20 protein-coding genes are annotated in these 19179 nt (G+C 36.9%); 13 read left to right on the top strand and 7 right to left on the bottom strand.

Features of this window, described 5'->3' with window-relative positions:
* Nucleotides 1-26 precede the first annotated feature (26 nt).
* The 8 genes from HBN50_RS01925 to HBN50_RS01960 all read left to right on the top strand — a co-directional run bounded on the left by HBN50_RS01925 (nucleotide 27) and on the right by HBN50_RS01960 (nucleotide 7785).
* The gene (locus HBN50_RS01925; protein ID WP_273867470.1) at nucleotides 27-1568 is read left to right on the top strand and encodes an FMN-binding glutamate synthase family protein; all 1542 of its coding nucleotides are present in this window, start codon (nucleotides 27-29) and stop codon (nucleotides 1566-1568) included.
* A gap of 32 nt (nucleotides 1569-1600) precedes the next feature.
* A complete protein-coding gene (locus HBN50_RS01930; protein WP_273867471.1) occupies nucleotides 1601-2383 on the top strand; it encodes a sulfite exporter TauE/SafE family protein in 783 nt (260 codons plus the stop codon).
* Nucleotides 2384-2464: 81 nt separating this feature from the next.
* Nucleotides 2465-3457, top strand: a complete 993-nt coding sequence (locus HBN50_RS01935; protein WP_273867473.1) for a LysR family transcriptional regulator — start codon at nucleotides 2465-2467, stop codon at nucleotides 3455-3457.
* An 89-nt stretch (nucleotides 3458-3546) separates the two neighbouring features.
* Nucleotides 3547-4611 carry an esterase-like activity of phytase family protein gene (locus HBN50_RS01940; RefSeq protein ID WP_273867475.1) on the top strand — a complete coding sequence of 355 codons (1065 nt, stop codon included), beginning with the start codon at nucleotides 3547-3549 and terminating at the stop codon, nucleotides 4609-4611.
* A gap of 41 nt (nucleotides 4612-4652) precedes the next feature.
* The gene (locus tag HBN50_RS01945) at nucleotides 4653-5750 is read left to right on the top strand and encodes a M48 family metallopeptidase (protein ID WP_273867476.1); all 1098 of its coding nucleotides are present in this window, start codon (nucleotides 4653-4655) and stop codon (nucleotides 5748-5750) included.
* Entirely contained in the window at nucleotides 5750-6415 is a 666-nt protein-coding gene (locus tag HBN50_RS01950; RefSeq protein WP_273867477.1) for a TIGR00266 family protein, read from the top strand. Before HBN50_RS01945 ends, HBN50_RS01950 begins: the two co-directional genes overlap by 1 nt.
* A gap of 9 nt (nucleotides 6416-6424) precedes the next feature.
* A complete protein-coding gene (locus tag HBN50_RS01955; protein ID WP_273867478.1) occupies nucleotides 6425-7108 on the top strand; it encodes a TIGR00266 family protein in 684 nt (227 codons plus the stop codon).
* On the top strand, nucleotides 7108-7785 hold the full coding sequence (locus HBN50_RS01960; RefSeq protein ID WP_273867479.1) for a TIGR00266 family protein: 678 nt from the start codon (nucleotides 7108-7110) through the stop codon (nucleotides 7783-7785). The genes HBN50_RS01955 and HBN50_RS01960 overlap by 1 nt, the downstream gene beginning before the upstream one ends.
* Before the next feature lie 11 nt (nucleotides 7786-7796).
* On the opposite strand, the gene HBN50_RS01965 is transcribed toward HBN50_RS01960, so the two are convergent.
* A complete protein-coding gene (locus tag HBN50_RS01965) occupies nucleotides 7797-8543 on the bottom strand; it encodes a trypsin-like serine peptidase (protein WP_273867480.1) in 747 nt (248 codons plus the stop codon).
* 178 nt (nucleotides 8544-8721) lie between these two features.
* Here HBN50_RS01965 and HBN50_RS01970 point away from each other — a divergent pair, with 178 nt between their 5' ends.
* Nucleotides 8722-9423, top strand: a complete 702-nt coding sequence (locus HBN50_RS01970; protein WP_273867481.1) for a hypothetical protein — start codon at nucleotides 8722-8724, stop codon at nucleotides 9421-9423.
* On the opposite strand, the gene HBN50_RS01975 is transcribed toward HBN50_RS01970, so the two are convergent.
* Genes HBN50_RS01975 through HBN50_RS01995 form a run of 5 tightly spaced genes read right to left on the bottom strand, consistent with a single transcriptional unit; the run spans nucleotide 9413 to nucleotide 14304 of the window.
* A complete protein-coding gene (locus HBN50_RS01975; protein WP_273867483.1) occupies nucleotides 9413-10324 on the bottom strand; it encodes a spore coat protein U domain-containing protein in 912 nt (303 codons plus the stop codon). The genes HBN50_RS01970 and HBN50_RS01975 overlap by 11 nt on opposite strands.
* Nucleotides 10325-10339: 15 nt before the next feature.
* Nucleotides 10340-12751 carry a hypothetical protein gene (locus tag HBN50_RS01980; protein WP_273867484.1) on the bottom strand — a complete coding sequence of 804 codons (2412 nt, stop codon included), beginning with the start codon at nucleotides 12749-12751 and terminating at the stop codon, nucleotides 10340-10342.
* Nucleotides 12741-13433, bottom strand: a complete 693-nt coding sequence (locus HBN50_RS01985) for a fimbria/pilus periplasmic chaperone (RefSeq protein ID WP_273867486.1) — start codon at nucleotides 13431-13433, stop codon at nucleotides 12741-12743. Before HBN50_RS01985 ends, HBN50_RS01980 begins: the two co-directional genes overlap by 11 nt.
* 54 nt (nucleotides 13434-13487) lie before the next feature.
* On the bottom strand, nucleotides 13488-13796 hold the full coding sequence (locus HBN50_RS01990) for a hypothetical protein (protein ID WP_273867488.1): 309 nt from the start codon (nucleotides 13794-13796) through the stop codon (nucleotides 13488-13490).
* 37 nt (nucleotides 13797-13833) lie between these two features.
* Nucleotides 13834-14304 carry a fimbrial protein gene (locus HBN50_RS01995; protein ID WP_273867491.1) on the bottom strand — a complete coding sequence of 157 codons (471 nt, stop codon included), beginning with the start codon at nucleotides 14302-14304 and terminating at the stop codon, nucleotides 13834-13836.
* A gap of 316 nt (nucleotides 14305-14620) precedes the next feature.
* Between HBN50_RS01995 and HBN50_RS02000 the strand changes: the two genes are divergently transcribed.
* From HBN50_RS02000 to HBN50_RS02015, 4 genes are all read left to right on the top strand, one after another.
* Nucleotides 14621-15208, top strand: a complete 588-nt coding sequence (locus HBN50_RS02000; RefSeq protein WP_273867493.1) for a MarC family protein — start codon at nucleotides 14621-14623, stop codon at nucleotides 15206-15208.
* A gap of 119 nt (nucleotides 15209-15327) precedes the next feature.
* Nucleotides 15328-16539: a hypothetical protein gene (locus tag HBN50_RS02005; protein ID WP_273867495.1), complete on the top strand. Its 1212-nt coding sequence runs from the start codon at nucleotides 15328-15330 to the stop codon at nucleotides 16537-16539.
* Between the two features lie 199 nt (nucleotides 16540-16738).
* Nucleotides 16739-17581, top strand: a complete 843-nt coding sequence (locus tag HBN50_RS02010) for a helix-turn-helix domain-containing protein (RefSeq protein ID WP_273867497.1) — start codon at nucleotides 16739-16741, stop codon at nucleotides 17579-17581.
* A complete protein-coding gene (locus HBN50_RS02015; RefSeq protein WP_273867499.1) occupies nucleotides 17578-18432 on the top strand; it encodes a hypothetical protein in 855 nt (284 codons plus the stop codon). Before HBN50_RS02010 ends, HBN50_RS02015 begins: the two co-directional genes overlap by 4 nt.
* Here the strand turns inward: HBN50_RS02015 and HBN50_RS02020 are convergent.
* Nucleotides 18429-19172, bottom strand: coding sequence for a hypothetical protein (locus HBN50_RS02020; protein WP_273867502.1), 744 nt, complete (start codon nucleotides 19170-19172; stop codon nucleotides 18429-18431). The two genes, HBN50_RS02015 and HBN50_RS02020, sit on opposite strands and share 4 nt — an antisense overlap.
* Between the last annotated feature and the right edge of the window lie 7 nt (nucleotides 19173-19179).

Raw genomic sequence — 19179 nt, forward strand, 5'->3', positions numbered from 1 at the left:
AATTAATGATGATCAAGAGGTGAAATATGAATTCTTTACTGAGTTGGATAGATCAAAATCCTATCGAAGCGAGTGTCATCGGACTATTTCTTTTCTTTATTCTCTTGTTTATTCATGATGTCTTCATTCAAAAGAAATATGCAATTTTGCACAACTTTCCCATCGTTGGTCATCTTCGTTATCTTCTTACTATGGTTGGACCAGAGATGCGCCAGTATTGGGTTGCCAATGATAAAGAAGAGCAGCCTTTTAATCGATCAGAAAGAGAGTGGATTTATTCTTCTGCAGAAAATAAAAATAGTACTTTCGGCTTTGGTACGAGTGAAGTCATTTACTCTATTGGTTATCCCATTATTAAAAATGCAGGGATTCCCTATCCAAGCGAGAAGGCCTTTTATTTAAAAGATAACAAAACAGGGATTCCCTGTTTGAAGGTTATGGGAGAGTTTAATAATCGAGAAAAGAAGTTTAGACCGAAGTCTATTATTAATATCTCCGGAATGTCTTATGGCTCTCTTGGAAAGAAGGCGATTAGTTCTCTTAATCTTGGCGCTAAACTTGGGGGCTGCTATCACAACACAGGAGAGGGCAGTGTAAGTGATTATCATCTTCAGGGAGCCGATATCATGTGGCAGATTGGGACGGGCTACTTCGGTTGTCGCGATCTCGAAGGAAATTTTAGTATTGATACTATGGTAAAAAGGTGCCAAGAAATTCCTCAAATTAAAGCTATCGAAATAAAGCTCTCTCAGGGGGCAAAGCCAGGCAAAGGGGGGATTCTTCCAGGGACAAAGGTTAATAAAGAAATTGCTCGTGTTAGAGGAATTCCCCTTGGTAAAGATTGCATTTCTCCTAATGCCCATAGTGAATTTTCAAATCCAAATGAGCTCATCGACTTTATTGAAAAAATTGCTAAGGCCACTGGTCTTCCCGTTGGGATAAAGGCCGCTATTGGTCAGGGAGATTTTTGGGAGGAGTTAAGTGATCTCATGCTAAAAAGAAATGAAGGTCCGGACTTTATTACAATTGATGGTGGAGAGGGAGGTACGGGCGCTGCTCCTCTAACTTTTGCTGATCACGTTTCTTTGCCTTTTAAGATAGGGTTTTCAAGAGTGTATCAGATCTTTCAAAAGAAAAACCTCTGTCAAAGAATCGTATGGATTGGATCGGGGAAACTAGGTTTTCCCGATCGCTCAATTGTTGCCATGACTTTAGGGTGTGACATTATCCATATTGCTCGAGAAGCAATGATGAGTATTGGCTGCATTCAGGCTCAAAAGTGTCACACCGATCATTGTCCTGCGGGGATCGCAACTCAGAATGCTTGGCTTGAGGGAGGTATTTCTGTTGAGCGCAAGGCCTTGAACTTTTCAAATTATCTCATGCAGCTTCGAAAAGAGTTACTACAACTCTCGCATGCGGCCGGCTACGAGCACCCAGGACAATTCACGGGTGAAGATATTGAGTTTAGTAATGGGGTTAATCATTTTAGTACCTTGAGAGAAATCATGGGCTATGAGAAAGAGCCTTTAAAATTTGAGAGTATGGAGAAGCTCTTAAAAGAGTAGATTAAAGTTTAAGAGAGGGATATACTCCCTCTATGTTTGAACTCACTCTTTTAGAATATTGCGCTCTTTTTAGTCTTGTTGCCTTTGCTGGATTTGTCGACTCTGTCGCAGGCGGTGGAGGACTGATTACAATTCCCACTTACCTCGCTTTTGGTGTTCCCAGTGAATTAATTCTTGGAACTAATAAATGTGTGAGTACATCAGGGGGATCTCTTGCTATTTATCGTTACTTAAAAAATGGTGTTATCAATTTTAAAGTCATGATTTATGCTATTGTGACAGGTCTGATCGGTTCAAGTATTGGAACTCAATTGAGTCGTCATCTTGACTCTAAGCGAATGGTTTATCTTCTTATTGTATTGGTTCCCTTTGTTCTCTTTTTAAATTGGTACAAAGGAAAGAGTCTTAAAAAGAAATCTGATGCCGAAGTTGAAGCACTTAGTGCTAAGCAAATGATCCTTCGCTCTAGTCTCATAGGGCTTATTATAGGCTGTTATGATGGATTCTTTGGCCCTGGGACGGGAACATTTCTGATTATTGCCCTCGTCTTCTTCATGAACATGAATATGGTGGAAGCATCTCCCAACGCTCGAGTTGTGAATTTCACTTCGAATATAACGGCCTTCGTTATCTTTCTAGCGAAGGGGCTCATTCTCTGGAAAGTTGCGATTGTCGCCATTGTTGCTTCCATGTTCGGAAATCACATCGGAAGTGGCCTTGTTATTAAGGGAAATGAGAAAGTCGTTAAAATTATCTTCAACTTCGTTTTAGTAGGACTACTTTTTAAATCGATCCTTGATTTGATTCAGCAATAGATCTAAAATAGTGTTAGGAAATTACGAACGCTGCGTTCGAAATAATGTTCAACTTAGGCTCAAAAGAGTACACTTTTTCCTATGGCACGAGAAAAAAGATTAAAAGAAGTCAATTGGAATCATTTATACTGCTTTCATGAAGTAGCGAGATCTCGATCACTTAGGGCCGCTGCTGAAGGTCTAGGCGTTGCTTCCTCTACAATCAGCGAGCAGCTTAAAAAGCTTGAACACTTTCTTGAAAAAGAGCTCTTTAATAGAACCTCTAGGGGAATGAGTCTAACTGATGAGGGAAAAAAGCTCTTTGTTAGAACAAAGCAAGTTTTTGAAGCAGGTTCTAAACTTCTAGACGACTTTCTCACAGATGATATTGGTGGCTATCCCGTTTCTGTTGGAATTGAAGATACCATCTCTTCTGATATCTCCTTAGAGTTTACCTCACAGTACTGGGACTTATTCACTCCCTTTGGAGTTGTTAATACATCAAGACAGGCCGAGCACGATATCTTAGTAGAAAATATACTGAACTCTCATATTGATTGGGGAATTTCAGTAAAAGAGCCTAATAGAAAGAGACTTGAGTCTAAAGAAATTGGTTCATTTGAAGTGAGTTTTTATTGCTCCGAAGAGCTTCTTGAAAAATTCAAAGACCCAAAAGAGATCATTAATAACATTCCTTTTGCAAAGAGTTTTGAAGATAGTCTTACCAACAAAATTATTGAAGACTACTTAAGACTTAATGGATGTGCTCCTCGTGAAATTATTTATAGTGATCATAACGACTACATCAAAAAACTCTGTTTAAGAAGTCGATGTGTTATGGTCATGGCAGAAAACCCTCTCGAGGATTATTATCAAGGTCTTGCCAAGATTGATCTGGATGAACCTCTCAAAGTGAAGCTCTTTGCTATTTGGAGAAGAGATCACGAAAAGTTGATTTCAATTAAAAAGCTGAAACAATTAATTCACTCGAATATCAAGCAAGTTCCTCTTACTTATGATGATCACGACCTTCAAATTGAAGTTTCTGATGTCGCTTCGGATCTTCTTGTTGATAGTGATGAACACGAGAAGTGAAATAATTATCAAAATGAGAAAATAATAAGCACTTGAGTAGCTTCTTCTATATACTTGGTCTCAGTTCAATAAAATTGGGAGATCTTGTTTTGAAATCTATTATTGTCCTCATTTCACTTATATCCTCTTTAAGTTCTTATTCAGTACCAAAACTTCAATTTATCGGTGAGCAATCATTTGATTCATCAAAGATATTGAATGGATTAAAATTTGGAGGAATTTCAGGAATCGTAAAGGCCGATGAATCTACATGGTATGCCATAAGTGATGATCGTGCCGATCATGGTGTTGCTCGCTACTTTTCTCTAGAAATAAAAGAGAAGGATCGTTCTTTATTCGTAACTCCCAAAAAATGGATTGAACTTAAGGCCCAAGATGGAAAAAGCTATGAAAAGGGAAGTATTGATTTTGAAGGGATTACTTTACTTGGCAATGGAAACCTTCTTATCTCTTCTGAAGGGGATCATCGATTTGAAAAAAAGATTGATCCAGCTTTAAGTGAGTACAAGTTAAATGGAGAATTTGTTAAGACGTGGACTGTCCCAGTTAAATTTCTTCCCCCAAAAAGAGGACTTCGAAACCGTGGAGTTCGTTTTAATCTAAGTCTTGAGTCCCTCGCTGCATCCGATGATCAAAGCCGAGTTTTTACAATCAATGAAGAGCCTCTTGTCCAAGATGGAGAGCTATTAGATAAAGAAGATGGAATTGTTCGCATCGTCGAATACAATCGCTCAAAGCCTGTGGCCGAATATCCTTATCTTGCTTCTCAATTGCCAAACCCTTGGAAATTTCCAGAAGCAAAGGGAAATAATGGGGTTGTTGATCTTTTGTATTATGAAAAAAATCAAGTAATCGTAGTAGAAAGGGCCTTTTTAAAAAACAATTATAAAAATGTGATTCGACTTTATTTAAGTGAGCTTGATGCTAAGAAAAATATAAAGATGGTAGAGTCACTAAAGAAAAGTAAAGTGGTACCTCTTAAGAAATCTCTCCTTTTAGATTTAGAAACAATTCCAACGAAGCTTGATAATATTGAAGGGATTGCGTGGGGCCCAAAGTTAAAAGATGGCTCTCGTACAATTATTCTCGTGAGTGATAATAATTTCTCTTCCAAGCAAAGAACTCTTTTTCTTTTCTTTAAATTAGTTCCTTAACATGATTGTTTAGTTCATGCCCTCTCGCTATAATAGGGGGCATGAATAATTTCAATGCAATCAAATATCATGAATCTGAAAATAAATTTCTTGGAAGTGAGGATGTCTCATTTGAAAGTGAGTCGTTACAATTTCAAGATCAAAATATTTCATTTCAGTCACTTAAAATTAGGTTGAGTGGAGCTAATAACTCTCTTGTCTATTTTTATTATACTGATAGTGAATCACCTCTTTTCTACATTAGAAGAAGTAAAAGGCTGATAAAGCTTTTAAAGGAATGCAAATTCTCTAATCGGGAAGAATTCAATAAGTCCCTTCTTACATATTCAAATCATCTTGGAATGCAACTCTCTTTAGCTGTTGTTATTCTTACTTTCATTGCAGGTACACTTTTTCTGTTAAAAAACCCTCTTATAAATGGTCTTTCAAAAACAATCCCTTATAAGTATGAAAAGATGCTTGGAGAAGCATTGTTTGAATATACGCAAAAGGATGATCTTCTGATCTCTGATAAAGAGGTTTTGGATGAACTTCATTATATTTTAGGCCCGTTGATTGAAAATCTTCCAAAGAATTACCGTGAACCTAAAATTTATATTTCTAAGAGTTCGAAGTTAAATGCCTTTACCATGCCAGGTGGGATTATTGTTTTTAATGAAGGTCTTTTAAAAAGAAGCACAACTATTGAAGAAGTTCAAGGCGTCGCAGCTCATGAATTTGCTCACATGAGTGAGCGTCATGTGATTAAAAATATCTTTAGCGCTGTGGGTGCCTTTGCTGTTTTTGATGTTCTCATTGGTGATATGAGTGGCTTTATCGCCGCAGTACTTGACCAGGGAAGTTTTCTTCTTAGACAAAGTTTCTCTAGGGATTTTGAAAGAGAAGCCGATAGGATTGCTCTAGAGTATTTAGAGAAGTCACAAATTAGTCCGCAAGGCTTAGTTGATATGTTCACAAAGATGAAAGAAGAGCATTCTCTCAGCTTAAAAGAGGGAGAGAAGGCCCTGAGCTTTTTAAATACTCACCCAGATACGGATGAAAGGATTGAGACAATAAAAAAGAGTCCGTCTGCGTATTGGGAAGTAAAGTCAGATTATCCATATGATAAATTTATACAAATGCTAGAGAAGGTAAATTAATGAATGTTCAAAAAGAAGGTGGAAGTTCATTTTCATTTCTTAGAATTAAATTAGCTAAGGGAGAAAAACTCACAACTGAGTCTGGTGCAATGGCCAGTATGGACAAAGACATTGAACTTAGAAGTCGTTTAAATGGTGGTTTTTTACAGGGACTTATTATGAAGTTTCTTGGAAAGGAGTCGCTTTTTATTAACACTTTTCAAAATAAATCAAAAGTTGAAAAGGAAGTCGTTCTCACTCAAGCTACGCCTGGAGATATTAGAGAAGTCGTCCTTGATAATGAAGAATTATTCATTCAGCCAGGTTCATATTTAGCAAGTACTTCTGGAATCAAATTTTCTTTGAGATGGGCCGGATTCTCTTCGTGGATTGCGGGTGAAGGTCTCTTTAGAATTCGCATTTCGGGTAGTGGAACTTGTTGGTATGGCGCCTATGGTGCTGTCATTGAAAAAGAAATAGATGGTGAATATATCGTTGATACAGGACACCTTCTATCTTATCCGTCGACAATAAAGTTAAAGATTATGTTACCTGGTGGAGTTTTTTCTAGCTTCTTTGGTGGAGAAGGATTTGTCCTTCGTCTCGAAGGAAAAGGGACTGTCAAATTACAAACTCGAAGTATTGAAGGACTTGCCAGTTGGTTAAATCCTAGGTTTTGGAATTAGGAGCATATTTTGAAAGTAGATATTCAATATAGACCAAGTAATACAGCTGCTAAGATCACTCTCAACACTGGAGAAGAGTGTACGACAGAAGCTGGATCAATGATTTCGATGTCATCTGGGCTGACAGTTGAGACGACAACTCATAAGAAGGGAAAGGGTTCTCTTTTAAAAAGTTTAAAGAGGGCCTTTGCAGGCGAGTCTTTCTTTTTAAACCACTATGATTCAACAAAAGAAAACAGCGAGCTTTGGATTTCTTCTCATCTTCCTGGAGATATGTGTGAGGTTCAATTAAATGGGGTCGGACTTGTCGTTCAGAGTTCTTCGTTTATGGCCTGCTCAAAAAATATAGATCTCGATACAGGTTGGCAGGGGTTTAAAACTCTTCTCTCGGGAGAAGGACTTTTTTGGCTTAAACTTAGCGGTAGTGGAAATGCCGTTTTAAACTCTTTTGGATCAATCTATTGTGTTGATGTTGAAGATGAATATATTGTCGACTCTGGGCATATCGTAGCATTTGAAGAGACTTTGAATTTTAAAATTTCAAAAGCAGGATCTAGTTGGCTACATAGTTTTATGGGTGGAGAAGGTTTTGTTTGTCGCTTTCAAGGGAAGGGAAAAATTTGGTGTCAATCCCATAACCCATCGAGCTTTGGGCATTCTTTAACTCCCTATTTAAGACCGAAAAAGAGGTAATGATGAATTATAAATTTGATATACTAGCAAAACCTGATTTTAGTTCTGTTAAGATAACAATTCCTGCCGGTGAAAAACTCAAGGTTGAAGCTTCTTCAATGTCCAGTATGGATAGCCACATTTCAATGAAGACAAAATTGAAAGGTGGTCTGGGAAGATTTCTTTCTAATGAGTCAGTTTTTATAAATGAGTTTACGAGCGAAGGTGCTGATGGTGAGATCATGCTTTCTCCTGGGCCCTCCGGTGATATTTCTCATTATGATGTAACTCAAGGTGATCTCTTTCTTACTTCGTCCTCATTTGTCGCTTCGGGATCAAATGTAAATATTGATAGCAAGTTTCAAGGTTTTGCCAAAGGGTTCTTCTCTGGTGAAGGGCTATTTATTATGAAGTGTAGCGGCCAGGGAGATGTTTGGTTTAATAGTTATGGTGCCATCATAGAAGTTGATATAGAGGATGAGTACTTTGTAGATACTGGCCATATCGTTGCCTTCACTTCTGGACTCGATTATGAGGTGAAGTCATTTGGTGGTTATAAGTCTTTTTTCTTTTCAGGAGAGGGTTTCATTGCTCGCTTCAAAGGAAAGGGGAGAGTTTGGATTCAATCAAAGCAGCCCTATGCTCTTGTTTCATGGGCAGATCGATATAGAAGAATTGAAAAGAGAAATAATAATTAAGAAAGGGCGATTTACTCGCCCTTTTTATTTGCGTCTAGACACGCTTTAATTGCATTTTGAAAGAGAACATTTCCATAAATGGATGTGCCCTTATTTCCGTTTAGATCACCCCAGCAGCCACCATGAGAGTGGATACCAATAATCTTTTGGCTAATCACATCAACAATAGATGAACCTGAATTACCACCAAGAGTATCAGCTCTGTGGATGATTTTAGTTTGATTAGAAACGAAATTTAGAATTGGCCCAAAAGAGACTTGCTGAGCAAAGTTTCTCTCTTTTTCTTTTTCATCATAGTCACGCCCATATCCAGCGATTTGTATTTGATCACCGGCCTTTGGAGCCCTCTTAGCAATGTTATAAAAGCCATAAAGATCACCAGGAGCTTTCATCGTTAATTTATTGTTCTTTACAGAGTAAACGAGCCAGTCATTTCCTGGACCATTGTCCTCATGACCATAGATTTTATCTAGCTCATAGATATCTTCTTTTTTAGAATGAATAAGTCTTCCTGTCACAGGATGAGACTCAGGTGTATTGAACTCTGTTAACCAGTTGTCAGTCATTTTACAGTGACCAGCAGAGACTAAACAATTCTTTCCAATAAGTGTTGCCGTACAAGGCGAATAACTCGTTAGACTTTCAACCATGCGGCCAACTCTTTCAAGACGAGATGGAATACGATTGTCCTCTTGTCCACAAATGGATTTGTCGTTTGCAAATATTGTGACCGAGGCAAGAAGGAGAAATTTAAGCATAGAAACCTTTTAGTAGATCATTGTTGGTTAAGCTAAACTTAATTTACGCGACACGGCTTTGACAGCAAATTTTGTGAACGTATAAAAAATACATGCTCTCAGGAGTTGTGAAGGATAATTTTACTTTGTTTAGTCACTGATTGTTCAATTCTTAAATTGATAGTGATTAATGATTCTTATGAAAAATCTAATCCTTATGTCTATTTTGGCCCTCACTATTAACTCATCATTTGCTAGTGGTTGTGGAACGACTCTCGAATGTGAAAACCGCGCGATCGAACTTAATACAAGAAGAAACTCCCACATCTGTGAGTTTCAAAAAGAGATTCCAACATTCAAAGAAAAAGAAATTAAAGGAAGCATTCGTTATATGGATAGCTTTAGTGGCTCATATCACTATGATGTTCTAATGAAAGATGGCAAGACGATTTTCTCAGTAAAGCTTCACCTTCGTTCATTTGATAAATTAGAAGACTGGCAAAAAGACTATTATCGAGAGCAAATTTCCATGGCCCTTGATATGTGGAATGATGCAGTTAGGCCTCACTATCCAAATTATGAATTTCAAGTTGAATATGTAGAAAGAAGCGAAGCCTATTTTCGTCCAAAGCTTGTAACGAATAAGAGATGGCATGGTCGTGGGCCTTATTATGCCGGTTGGTTTTTTTACTGGAGTCCACGAACAATTGCGCATGAATTAGGGCATATGTTCGGACTTGATGACGAGTACCATAACTCTCTTGCTTCGAGTACATCAGTTTGTGATAGAGAGTCTCTGATGTGTAGTAATGGAAATCCTAATTCTTCGTTGAAGAAATACCATTTTGATATACTAACAAAAAGAGCTCTAGGAAGTTGTGTGGAAAACGCTACTCGATAGTCATTGCCGTAATCGTAATGTAGTCGGTGTAGAGACCTGATTGTTTATTATTAACATTTCCGATTTTTACACTGACAGTATGAGCATTTCCTTCTTCCGGAGTGACCCCATTACTTTCTGCTAGGGCCTTACTCGTAGGTAATTTCTTCTTTTTGCCATCTATTTTTAAATCGTAGCTAATTTCATCTCCATTGACTTCATTCTTCATGACTCCACTATTAATAGAGTCAAAGAAGATCATGTAGCCGGCATTTGAGCGGACTCTAAGATCGAAAGATAGTTCTTCATTTTTCTCTAACTCCCCAAAATCTAGAGTCTGTTCCGTGTCATTAATGTTAAATGGCGCACCTTGATCGACAAGAGAGATGTCGACGACTTTTGGAACGAATGTTGAGACCGAAATTGAATTTCTGGCGGAAAGTTCATAGCGATTATTATTTCTCTGAGTATAAACTGAAACTTGAACAGAATCATTATAGAGTCCACCTCTGACAAGAGGAGCTGAGCCATTTGTCGGAGGACTTAATTTTGAATAGTAATTCAGTGTTCTTGGCCAAAAGGAGTGAGAGCTAACGATGGTATCGTTAGTTGTTTGTATATCTTGGGCATCCTTTAGAACTTGTGTAGCACTACTATCTTTGTAGAAATTGTAATCGACAGTTTCCCCAAAGGCGTGAGTGAGCTTACGATTGTAGGAGTTTGCATTTCCTTTAGAAAAGGTCACGAGAAAGCTTCTAAAGTAGCAGCTAAAATCTGAAGTTCCATCGACAGTAAAAGAAGTATTAATCACTTGACCTCTTGAAGACCAGTCAAATGATAGATCTTGAATTGTTAAATTTGCATCACAGGCAAGAGACCAATTGGTAAATAGGATTAAAATTGATGTTAGGATAATCTTCATATAAATCTCGATTGATTATTCAATGTTAACAAGGCCAATATCCTTGAGTCCTTGCTCTTGCGCTGTAATTTTAAAGCGAAACTTCTTATGTTTTATATTGTTGAGCTGTATTTCATAATCTCCAGCAGTCATTCCTTCCACAAGAAATTCACCTCTTCTTCCAATAAAAAAGAGATGAACTTCTTCTGTTTTAATATTTGTTATACTTCCAGTCTTTAAAGTTAGTGCTTGGCCTTTTAAACTCATCATCCCTTTGAGAACTACACTTCCTGGTGCACCAATTTTAAGATAGTGACCAGTTTTGTATTTTGGGTAAATAGCTAAGTTCTCTTTACCAATATTATAACCTTCCTCTAACTGTGATGTATCAAAACTTAGAAGCTTGTAGTGAAAAGGTGCTAAGTTTGTAAGGACGATATCATCAGTAAGGGAGTTTTCACCTTCGTTGTATCCCGATGTTGTTCTAACACCAATTTTTTGCCCTTTGAGGTATTTGTTGGGGTTAATAATGGCAAAACTTCCGCGAACAGGTTGCCCTAAGCGAACTTTGCTACCGACCGCAAGAACTGATCCTTCAAGTTTGATCGTTGTTTTTTTAGAATCCTGACCCGTTTCGTTTTTATCATAGCGATGAGAAAGTGAAATATTTGCTAGAGGAGAGTGGTACTTCAGAGAGCCTTCCCCCGTTGTCATTTCATTTTGCTTCGTGACAGAAACATTTGAGCTGAGAGAGTTAACTTGCTTTGACGTTGTCTTGGACCACGTTGCACGCTTTGTTTGAGAAGTACTATCATAATAAGTTGTGACGTACTGATTTTTTTCAGAGAAATTTATTGTTACAAATGCGTAGAGTGTTTCATTCCAATTAGAGTATTCATCTTTTTGTTTTGAAGCATAAATATTGGCATTAACTCTTCTGGATATTCTCGTTGAAAGTGATCCCGTTATTCCATATCGATCATTAAGCTCATCGTATCTTGCTTTTGAAAATTGAAGTGTTGCTCCAATTGATGAGTTACTAAAAATACTTGTGTTAACAGATGTTGTAAAAGTCGATGAAAGATTATTTCTTTGATTTAAGTTTCCAAGAGTGGTGAAGTCTTTGGTCGTATAATCTAAACTTGTAAAGAAAAAGAGGTTTTTCAAAAGATCAATTTGCGAAAGATTCACTTCATATCTAAAAATACCATAGGCACCATTTCGATCAGTATCAAAAGTTTTACTAGTTGCGAGACCTAAAGAGAGTAGTCCCCACTTAGTTGCATAGGTCTGATTTGTTCCGAGGATTCCTTGAAATTTGTCACCTTGAGAATAAAATTTTGATGTAAGCTCTTTTGTCATACCCCTTTCATAGTAGAGAGAGAAGGTTGGACCATCTTCTGTGATATATTTCTTATTTTCTGATTCTTGATCAGATTTAATTCCAATAGCATAGCTAAAACGATTAACACCTTTTTCGATGAGATCAGTGGAACTAAATTTTGAAAATTGAAAGGTTTTTTCAATTCCAGAATCATCTTTTGCCACAACGAGAATATTATTGAGACCACTTTCAAGAGGTACACCAGTTAGAGTGTGCTCTCCTGCTTGAAAATACGCGACTTTTACAAGTCGAGAATTTACATAAATTTTAACTTGTGATCTTTCTTCGAGATAGAACTTATGCTTATAAGTTGGGGTTGTTTTTATATAAGGATTTAGTGCAAAGTCTTTAGTCCAGGAGATTCCAAAAAGATTTCGATAACTTTGTTTTTCAACAGTCTCAAAATTAATGTCTCCTAACTCTGCTCTTTGTTGTCTTTTAGAAGAGTGCCAGAGAAGACGAGTGTTGGCCCTCTTTAGTTTTGAATCATTACTTTCATAATAATGTTCACTCTCTAGGGTATAGTCTTTAAAACTGTATGCTGGATAGAGATTAAGTCTCGTCTGACTTTCACTTGTGCTCTTTGAAACAATCTCACTTTGAATGAGATAGTTCATATGAAATGAGTGGCGATCTGGGTACTTAGAACTCTTAGACCAAGAAGGAGCACCAAGATCTAAACTCCAGTCCTCAATTCGCTTAATTTTTGGATCAATTGTTAGAATGAGTTTGAGTTCATCAGCGAGATAGACAACTTTTACTCCGAGGTTTTTAAGTTGGTCTGTTTTAATGTTGTCGATGGCCTGAACTTGATTGAGAATATCTTCTTTTACCAATTGCTTTAAAATATATAAAAGATCTTTTGTGTCGATATGGTTGAGTCTTTCGAGAAGTACATTTGCTTTAACTTCTCCTCGATACTGCCCTTGATAGAAAAGGGGAATCTCAAGAACTTCTTCTTTAACTTTCTTCCCAAAGACTTGTTGATAAAGCTTACTCATATCCTCGATGGGATAGGCATTGTTTGATAAAAGTAAAAGAGAGAAGATTATTTTATTGTTCAAAATCTAAGTCGACCTTTTTAACACGTTCACTTGATGGCAATTCAACTGTAAAAATTCTTGTTTTTCCTTGTAGAATATTTTCACCTGCAAAGTTAGGTAGTTGAAGTTTTTCAAGTGTTACTTTCTTCTTTGAATTCAAAGTGAAAATTGCTTTAAGGTCATGGAGTACTTGATGGACATTACCTTTATTTGAAATTTCAAGTGTTAGTTTTTTACCTTTCTGTTCTTTAACTTTGATAGCAAGATCTCTTTTCTCGCTAGAAGGTGAAACATAGACAGCAGCAATATAGCGCAGTAGTAGTTTAATTCCTTGCTTTTTCTTTGCATTCACATTGATTGGTAATTGTTCAGCGATCAATCGAAAAGATTGTTCATCTTTGATTTCTTTATCTCCTAGCCACTGAAGTCGAAGGCTCCTTTTTTCTTTTGGCTTCAAAAAAAGTTGGCTAGGGTAAACTTTAAAAAGTGAACTTGCCAAAGGGTGCTTTTCTTTTCCAAATTTATCCATTTCTCTTTTGGCCATTGTGACTTCTACGGCAATCACTTCACTGGACTCATTTTCTACATAGACGACATTTTTGAAATCACTTTCTTTTTTTAGTGAGAGTGTCATCGGCGAGAGTTTAAAAGCATGGGTCGTAAAAGAGACAATAAGAGCAATAAAGAGAAAAAAATATTTCAACGCGAACCTTCCGTGGTTACTTAAGAATAAGAAAGAAGGAGTTATCTTCACTCCTTAGTTATTCATTATATTAAGAGTAAGTGATCTTTTAAAGCTCTTTTCTTTGCTTTTTAGAACAATCTGATAATTATTTTGATTAATTTTTTGAAGTTTCCATTTCTTTGAATGGGAGTGAAGAGAGACTTTGAATTTTTGTCTCATATTATTCTCAGTAGAGATAAAGATGGTATTTTTTCTTTTGAGATATTGGGCCTTCGCTTCAAGAGTTCCTTGCACTTGGGCCCTCAAATAGAGGTTACCGCTCGTTGAGGCAAGTGAGGTGAGGGCAATCATGAATAGGGATATAAAAAAAACCGACTTCATTAGTCGGCTTTTCGGTATAAAATTTAAAAGACTTTAATTAGTTTGCTGAGATTGTGAAGTAGACAGTGTCAGAGTATTCACCAGCAACAAGAGCTGTTTGAGCTTGACCAGTATAAGAGATCGTTACATCTTTATCTTCGTCATAATTTCCAGCAGTTGTTGTTGAGAAATCAGATCCTGAAGATAGATCAACAGTATTTGTTCCATATTTCATCGTATATGTTACTGAACCAACTCCACTGCCGTCTTCGTGGTTAAGTTTCCCAGAGTTTTGAGATTCTACACGTACTTTATATCCCGTCTTAGAGTTTGATACTTCATTAACTGTAGCGACCTTTAGATCAGTTTGTGACTGAGTAAGGTCCAGTTGAGTTGCAACACTTTCTGCTTGAACATCAATTGAAAGAAGTTCCTGAACGACACCTCTTAGTGTCAGAGTGCCTTGAGTGGCAGCGAATGATGTTGAAGCTGTAAGGGCGATAAGTAGGGCAAGTGCTGATTTTTTCATTAGTCTCTCCTGTTGTTTTTAGATGATCTAGTTGTTTCGCTTGAGTGATCATTTCCTAATTAATTCTATGCAATCAGAGGGCCAAAGTTAAGGCAGGCAAGTTTTTAGACACTTGCGTTAATAAATTTAAGATATTGTGTAAAAACAGATGATTAGTGTCTAAAAGTTAATCATGCTTAAACTAGATTGTTAGGAGAGCCTAACTTTAGATTTAAGTAAGAAAAGAAAGCTATATGCTTAAAATTTAGTTGGACGGGAGGCGGAATTAAGTTATTTTGCTCTTGTTAATTAAGTTTTAGAAAGTAAGGGGCAACCCATGTTTAGTACAGTAAGCGTTAAAGAAATTTTCTCAGTGACACTGATTCTTTTTTCGGTCATCGATATCTTAGGGGCCATTCCAATTATCGTTGAACTTAGAAGAAGGGAAGGTCATATCGAGTCAGGAAAAGCGACAATCGTTGCAGGTTTACTGATGTTTCTTTTTCTCTTTATTGGTACTTCTATTTTAAAACTCTTTGGTGTGGATGTTGAGTCCTTTGCTGTTGCGGGGGCATTAATTATGTTCCTTTTAGGTCTTGAGATGGTTTTGAATATCGAAATTTTTAAACCCGATCCTGAGCAATCGTCTGGTAACTCAACAATTGTTCCTCTGGCCTTTCCCCTTCTTGCGGGAGCGGGAACGATGACGACACTCATCTCTTTAAGAGCTGAGTATGAGAAAGTTAATATCCTGGTAGGGGTTGTTATCAATCTTATTGTGGTTTATCTCGTTTTAAAGTCCTCTGGAAAGATCTCACGCATTCTAGGGCATTCTGGAACACTAGTTCTTAGAAAGGTCTTTGGAATCATTCTTTTGGCCATCGCCATAAAATTAGCAAAAGGAAATTACACTCAGCTAATTTAGAACATCTGTCTTAAATTTAGACAGTATTTTTAAAAAGGTATTCCTAATTTCAGATGATTAGCTCTGGCACAAAGCTTGCTTACAATTTAGTCATATTTTAAATTCAACAAAAGTTAATAATGAAAGTATTTAGTATTTTAAGTTTAATCATTTTCTTACTCCCCCCAAGTGTATGGGCCAGTGAAGCTGATTTTATCAATCGCTTCACCGGCCTATTACAATTGTCGTTGAGATCAAGTGATGTCTTTATTAGTCATTACATTGATTGCTATGAGGGGAATGAAGAGGCATTAAAGTTAAAAGCTATTAAAGACACTGAGGCCTTCTGTAAAGATAAGCTCTTTGATAAAATGGACACCTATAAAGAGCAATATAGAGAAATGCGTATTCTTCTCTCTCTTGCTGAAACCTCATTTGAAGGTGACTCTCATCAATTGCATATCGATTGGTTTATTGATCGCAAAAAAGATCAATATTTTCTTCCTCGATACATGAAGTTACATCCAACTCATCTGTTCTCTAAACTTGGAGATTTAGAAGAACTCTCTGATAGAGAAATTGATGAATCTATTTCTAGACTTAATCAGTACTTTAAAAAAGTTGCTTTAGAATACTTTGAAAAAGATTTAACGAATGAAGAGCTCAGAGAAAAAATTGTCGCTTTAAAAGATTTCGAGAGAGCTCTCTTTAGAAAGCATCTTCACTTTAAGTTCAAAAGTTTTAGAGAAGGTGTCATTAAGAAGTACAATCAGCTACTGAAAAAAAGTCCAGTCATTGCTTTTATTGAAGATAAGGGCGAGGACATTACAAACAATGATATCAATGAGGCCTTCAAGAAAAATAGAGAGATCGTTAAAGAAGTTACTGAAGATGTTTTAAGCGATATTGATGAAGTGACGGAATATTCTGACTTGAGTATTTTTATGGGGTTTAAAAATCTCGTGGCCAGGCATCGCCAGCTTTTTCCTGAGGATGAGGCCTACCTTGATAAGACTGAGAAAATGTATCAAAGAAAGAATATGTTCATTCATGGCTCGATGGTTGGTGTAACCATTGGCGGTTATGCAATTTGTGAAATGATTAAAGTTCGAATGATTTTTAAGGGACTTTGTAAGTTTACTCTTGGTTTTGTTCCCAATGCTGTCTATGTCTATGTTGATGAGATGGAATTGGAGAGATTATTTAATGCCATGTTTGCCTCGGCCCATGGGGAAGTGGCACTTAGAAATGTCAATGAGCTCAATGATCTTGAATTTGCACGTGCGTTAAGTTGGATATCTTTGCCCTTCTATACCGGTGCCCCAGAAATTATAGATTTCTTAAGGTTGTAGTCTTTCTTAGCTTCTAATAATAATTCCTATCCGAATTGTTAATATTCGTTAACAATCTAACTCTTTTAAACCTAATTCGTTGCAGCTATATTAAGAAATATTGATTTTGAATTCAGGGGAAAGGAATCAGTCTTGAAAATTTATTTGAAAGCGAATAAATTTACTTGAGGAGTATCGGAGTTACGAACAGGAGAAGCAAATGATTCAAGAGGAAAGGGAAGCTGCCAAAAAAGCTGCCGGCGTCATTCGCTGTGCAAGAAAAATGAACAACCTGACTCAAACAGATATCTCAGAGATGCTTAAAATCTCTCAGGGGACTGTTAGTAAGGTTGAAAGTGGGGACTTGATTTTAAGTTCATACCACTGGATGAGGTTCTGTGAAATTTGCGGAATTTCAATGGAGACAATCGGAACGGGATACATTGAGCAATTTGGATACACGCAAGTGACTTCAAATCGTCGTATCGGAAAGTTTCAGCTCTCAGCAAGGTATGCCAATAATGCAGGAATGAAAGTAAGAGACTTTCTTCCTCTCATTGATGCCTTAAAGAATAATCTAGGAGAAAAGGATTGGAAGTCTTTTTCTAAGAAGCGATTCAAAATTGATGAAGATTACTTTATCAATCTAGATCACCAGTTATCATTCTATTTTGTCCAAGATCTTATCGAAGAGATGATTAATCAGCACGTCGAAGTTTCTACTGAGATGATTGCCTCTTCGACCTCTCTTGAGAAGTTAAAGAAGCAAATTTCTACATTAAAGTCGAATCCATTTGACCAAATTAGGTTCCCTGATAAATACTGCCGTTATTTAAATGGAGACTTTAATTTGGTTCCAACAGATGAAAATGAAGACCGTATTCACTTTAAGTACATTGGAAAGAAGCACTTGAATGGTTTTAGAGTTAATCAAGAACTAGCGAACAAGTACTTCCAATACAAGCAGCAGTTTTTTGCACAGCTTTTACGTCCGTTGAATATCGACCTTCTCGATTCTAATGGACTAGAGGGGAGCTTTGTCGCTCATATTGCTCATTCATGAATATAGATGAATTTAATCGCAAAATTTGGTTCGAGGTAGATCGTTTAGGCGAATACCTCGAATGGTCTAATGAAGATTTTGGCCATTACTTGAAGATGTCTCAATATGAGCTGAGTTCAAAGCGTGCCAACAATAGCGAGATCCCACTTTTAAATCTTACTCAGTTCTGTAGTGAACTTGGAATTTCTATTGACCTACTCCTCTCTGGAGAAGTCGATTTAGAGTGGCTGAAATATCAAAGACAAGGAAAGCGCTTCCATATTCCAAGCAAGTATAAAGAGGGAAGCTTTTCAAAAATCAGAACTTCTTCAAATGTTTTAAAATATCTCGATGATCACTATCTCGCTCAATCGGAATTTCTTTTAAAAAGACTAGGGCTTTCGCGAGAGATGTTCCTCACGGGCGATGAAAGTATCAGTATTAATTGTCTTGTTGAGATGACCAATTACCTCAAGACACAAAAAATGAAAGAAGATGAATTCATTAATATTGGATTCGCTTCATTTGAAGATAATAAAGGGAGTCTCTTTGCTAAAAAGCTTTCAGAGTTCTCTTGTGCTAAAGAGATTATCGAAGCTGTTATTTATGAGAACTCTACTTCCTATGATTTAAATTTTCGCTATGAAATAGAGGAAATGAATAGTCGCTATACCATTATTTCAGAAAGGCCAACTCAAGAGGCGCAAGATGCCCTGTCTCGTTTAAAAGTTGGTACTTACGAGACAGAGCTTATTAAAAGTGGTGTCTTGCGTGGACTACCTCGTTATATTGATCAAAAAGAACTCGATGGCTTTATTGTAAGTTCTGTTCACAAGGGTCACGATAAAACTCGCTATCAGCTAAATTTTTAAGCTGCGCGCTTGAGTAATTTCAATTCTTTCTTACTTGATATCACAGTCTTATTATCCCATATGTCTTTAAATTTTTCGGCCATTTCAAGAGCGTAAGGATGATCAAGTCTTGATAGTCGCATTAAGCGTACTTGTTCTTCAAAAAGAGAGTACTGACTAATGAGAGGGAGATCTTCTCCTTTGTTCTGGATTCTCTCATATCCCCAGGAAGAGAAGAATTGGTCGGTCTTGTATTTTACAACTCCTGAAGAGTAGACGATATCGCTTTTGAATTCTTTATGAAAATTAACGTGAGAACAAATAAAAAGCTCCTTTAAATGCTCTGTTATTGCTCTGTCTTTTCTTAGTGAGGGAAGGATTGTGTAGGATGAGTCCCAGCGAGCTTGTAATCCTTTTTTATCTGCTTGCTCTAATTCATTCACAATGATTTGAGAGTGCACATTTGCTTTTGATGAATTTAAAAGCGAAAGCAATGGAAATTGAATTCGGTGGAACTCACTTCTTTGCGGTGTGATTGATTTAAAACCGGCGACAGGGAGATATCTTTCACCGTATTTAAAACACATTAAAATATGAGTAGCGATGAAATCAGCGGTATCGACAGGGAGTACACCATATTGATAGCCCGTTTTAAAGCCATCAACTTTAAGTTGAACCGTATCGTTTAAAATATCACGTGTTCGGGGGTCGTGTAGTGTGTCGTATGGGCAATCGAGAACAACGATATGAAAATCTAGCATTGAAACC

This window comes from Halobacteriovorax sp. GB3 (assembly GCF_028649655.1).
GTDB lineage: Bacteria > Bdellovibrionota > Bacteriovoracia > Bacteriovoracales > Bacteriovoracaceae > BSW11-IV.

Bases quoted from the DNA above. Each gene is read 5' to 3' on its own strand.
- HBN50_RS02010 (WP_273867497.1), top strand. From the start codon at position 16,739: ATGATTCAAGAGGAAAGGGAAGCTGCCAAAAAAGCTGCCGGCGTCATT.
- HBN50_RS01975 (WP_273867483.1), bottom strand. From the start codon at position 10,324: ATGAAGATTATCCTAACATCAATTTTAATCCTATTTACCAATTGGTCT.
- HBN50_RS01995 (WP_273867491.1), bottom strand. From the start codon at position 14,304: ATGAAAAAATCAGCACTTGCCCTACTTATCGCCCTTACAGCTTCAACA.
- HBN50_RS01970 (WP_273867481.1), top strand. From the start codon at position 8,722: ATGAAAAATCTAATCCTTATGTCTATTTTGGCCCTCACTATTAACTCA.
- HBN50_RS01935 (WP_273867473.1), top strand. From the start codon at position 2,465: ATGGCACGAGAAAAAAGATTAAAAGAAGTCAATTGGAATCATTTATAC.
- HBN50_RS01950 (WP_273867477.1), top strand. From the start codon at position 5,750: ATGAATGTTCAAAAAGAAGGTGGAAGTTCATTTTCATTTCTTAGAATT.
- HBN50_RS01965 (WP_273867480.1), bottom strand. From the start codon at position 8,543: ATGCTTAAATTTCTCCTTCTTGCCTCGGTCACAATATTTGCAAACGAC.
- HBN50_RS01960 (WP_273867479.1), top strand. From the start codon at position 7,108: ATGATGAATTATAAATTTGATATACTAGCAAAACCTGATTTTAGTTCT.
- HBN50_RS02020 (WP_273867502.1), bottom strand. From the start codon at position 19,172: ATGCTAGATTTTCATATCGTTGTTCTCGATTGCCCATACGACACACTA.
- HBN50_RS02000 (WP_273867493.1), top strand. From the start codon at position 14,621: ATGTTTAGTACAGTAAGCGTTAAAGAAATTTTCTCAGTGACACTGATT.
- HBN50_RS01990 (WP_273867488.1), bottom strand. From the start codon at position 13,796: ATGAAGTCGGTTTTTTTTATATCCCTATTCATGATTGCCCTCACCTCA.
- HBN50_RS01925 (WP_273867470.1), top strand. From the start codon at position 27: ATGAATTCTTTACTGAGTTGGATAGATCAAAATCCTATCGAAGCGAGT.
- HBN50_RS02005 (WP_273867495.1), top strand. From the start codon at position 15,328: ATGAAAGTATTTAGTATTTTAAGTTTAATCATTTTCTTACTCCCCCCA.
- HBN50_RS02015 (WP_273867499.1), top strand. From the start codon at position 17,578: ATGAATATAGATGAATTTAATCGCAAAATTTGGTTCGAGGTAGATCGT.
- HBN50_RS01945 (WP_273867476.1), top strand. From the start codon at position 4,653: ATGAATAATTTCAATGCAATCAAATATCATGAATCTGAAAATAAATTT.
- HBN50_RS01930 (WP_273867471.1), top strand. From the start codon at position 1,601: ATGTTTGAACTCACTCTTTTAGAATATTGCGCTCTTTTTAGTCTTGTT.